Raw genomic sequence first — 2,573 nt, forward strand, 5'->3', positions numbered from 1 at the left:
ACTACAGCGAATATATATAATATTATTGTTTGTGTCACATAAATTGCCATTTCATCAAATGTATAATTAAGGTTTAAAAAAATTAATACAAGTAGAACTATTACACCGATCGTTATTCCAATCAATAAATATAATTTCGTGTTAGTAAAAAATGAGACAGCCGGTCCTTCTAATTTATATCCTCCATGCTTTGCTTTTCTAAAAACATCGATCGTTGCTACAATGTGGGTACAGATTGCTCCTAATAGTATTAAACCGATATAAACCAATGTTTTATTGTCACATGGAAAATCATATATTCCTTCAACAACCATAACTATGAAAGGTAATGTCGCTAACTGAAAAGCATAAAATAGAGTTACGATTGTTTGTAGTTTCTGTAATTTAAAAGCAATCTTTTTAGACATGAATAATATTAAAAAAACGAACTCCAAAACATACAACTTAACCTCAGTTTGTACAACTATCTTTTCAAAAGGAGTTAGAGAAATCTTATCACCGTTCAGCAAAACACCTAAAAACATGATGAGTATTGGTATAGAAGTATATGCAAAAACTCCCCCATAAAAGATTCTTATATAATCCGGACTTAATCGGTTTTTATTTGTAATTTGAAAAAAACCTAAATCTTCTTCCTTTATTTTAAGCATTCATCTTTCCCCATTTCGACGCAAAACTTATTTTATTTCTTTAGTTTTCTTTTTTTCCTTCTCTTCATAAAGCTTTAGTCTTTTCTGACGCTCTCTTTCATGTTCCTCCCACGAAATATAAAATGATGGAAATTTAAATCTGCAATAGGCTAATAATTGGAACTCTGCTGCACCTATGGCTACCGCGTACATTACAAGAGTTCCTGCTATATACCCTACTAATATCTCTGTTTCATAATCATTATGAAAATAAATTAAAATAAGAAGGATTAGTGCATATACCGTAACACTAATCATTACGTTGTTTTTTGTTTTACTAAAAAATGAAGCTGCCCTTTCATCCATACTAAATGCTCCACTCTCTGCTTGTTTAAAGGTATCAATTGTGGTCACCAGATGAACAAAAACTGCTCCTAGAAACAATAAACCCACATACAATAATGTAATTTGATCAATCGAATAATTTGAAATTACTGGAAGTATAAACAATGTGAATCCTATAGTTCCCAGCTGAAATGTACATAATAATATCACAAGCGCTTGCAACTTTTGACATTTAAAACGAACTTTTGGAAATAGATATAGAATTAAAAAGATTACTTGCAAGGTATATAAAACTAATTCAATACAAACAATTATTTTGTCAAAGAGATTTGGATAATAACCCCAGCCAAATTTAACTAATGCTCCAAAAATAAAAAGCATGAATAATGAACTATAAACAGTTGCGCCAAGTATAAACACCATGGAGCGTTCTGGACTTAAACGATTTCTACATGTTATTTTAAATTCATCTAAATCTTTTTCTTTTATATTCCACATTCAGTTTTTCACCTTCTATACAGTTTAAATAATTTTCATTCACATCAATTCTATTTCACTCTTATTTACTTTTCGATTTGGATTTTTTATTTTGTTTTCGAGTTTTCCCACGCATTCTCTCATTTTCTTCCCAAGTCATATTGAATGCTTTAAATTTGAATCTACAGTACACCAATAGCTGGAATTCTGCTGCACCAACGGCTACTGTGTACAGTAAAACAGTACCTATTACATATCCAATAAAAGTATCAATCGCATAATCATTATGAAAATAAATCAAAATAAGTAGGATTAATGCGTATATTGAAGTTACTTTCATCATAGTTCCTTTTGTTTTACTAAAAAAGGAAGCTGATCTTTCATTCATACTAAATGTACCTTCACTTGCCTGTTTAAACGTATCAATCGTTGTCACAATATGAACAATCACTGCTCCTATAAATAAGAAGCCTACATATACTAATGTAATTCCGTCGATTGTATAATCAGACATTCCAGGAAGAATCAGAGCTGTGAATAATATTGTACCTAATTGAAATGCATATAATAACACGACAATCGTTTGTAATTTTTGAAATTTAAATCGAGCTTTTGGAAATGAATATAGAATTAAAAAAATTATTTGTAAGCTATATAGCACAAGTTCAATTTTAACAATTGTTTTTTCGAATAAAGTAGTATAGTAATCCCAACCAAAGGTTACTAAAGTACCAATAAGAAAAAACATCATAACTGAAACGTACACTATTGTTCCTATCATAAAACCTAAAGTATCTTCTGGACTTAAACGCCTTCTACATATCATCCTAAACTTTTCTAAATTTTCTTCTTTTACATTCCACATCTAGTTACACACCTCTAGCTACTTTTTGGGTATATCTCACTATGAATTACTTAATTTCTAAGTGAGATAGCTGACAACAACCAATCATCCTTTTTTACAATTTGAGTGATGCTTATTAAATTAAAAGCGATAATGCTTTATAGTGAACTTTCATAATCACTACCCCTTATACAATGTTTTAATTCTTCACAAATAGATTCTTCCACCATAAAAAAACAATCTATTACTATTATCATTTAAGTTTTTATTTTTCTTTT

3 protein-coding genes are annotated in these 2,573 nt (G+C 29.5%); all 3 read right to left on the reverse strand.

Translation table 11 applies throughout. From position 1 onward, the window contains the following. Positions 1-650, reverse strand: a 650-nt coding sequence (locus Q9B79_RS26665; RefSeq protein ID WP_306188996.1) for a hypothetical protein, incomplete at its 3' end; no start/stop codon positions are given. Between the two features lie 27 nt (positions 651-677). Further along, positions 678-1,472 carry a hypothetical protein gene (locus tag Q9B79_RS26670; RefSeq protein WP_306188998.1) on the reverse strand — a complete coding sequence of 265 codons (795 nt, stop codon included), beginning with the start codon at positions 1,470-1,472 and terminating at the stop codon, positions 678-680. 61 nt (positions 1,473-1,533) lie between these two features. Further along, positions 1,534-2,316, reverse strand: coding sequence for a hypothetical protein (locus Q9B79_RS26675; RefSeq protein WP_306189000.1), 783 nt, complete (start codon positions 2,314-2,316; stop codon positions 1,534-1,536). Between the last annotated feature and the right edge of the window lie 257 nt (positions 2,317-2,573).

The sequence above is a fragment of the Bacillus sp. MHSD_36 genome, from assembly GCF_030757775.1.
Taxonomy (GTDB): domain Bacteria; phylum Bacillota; class Bacilli; order Bacillales; family Bacillaceae_G; genus Bacillus_A.

What these genes read in the sequence shown, in the direction of transcription:
- Q9B79_RS26670 (WP_306188998.1), bottom strand. Translation starts at nt 1,472, where the DNA reads ATGTGGAATATAAAAGAAAAAGATTTAGATGAATTTAAAATAACATGT.
- Q9B79_RS26675 (WP_306189000.1), bottom strand. Translation starts at nt 2,316, where the DNA reads ATGTGGAATGTAAAAGAAGAAAATTTAGAAAAGTTTAGGATGATATGT.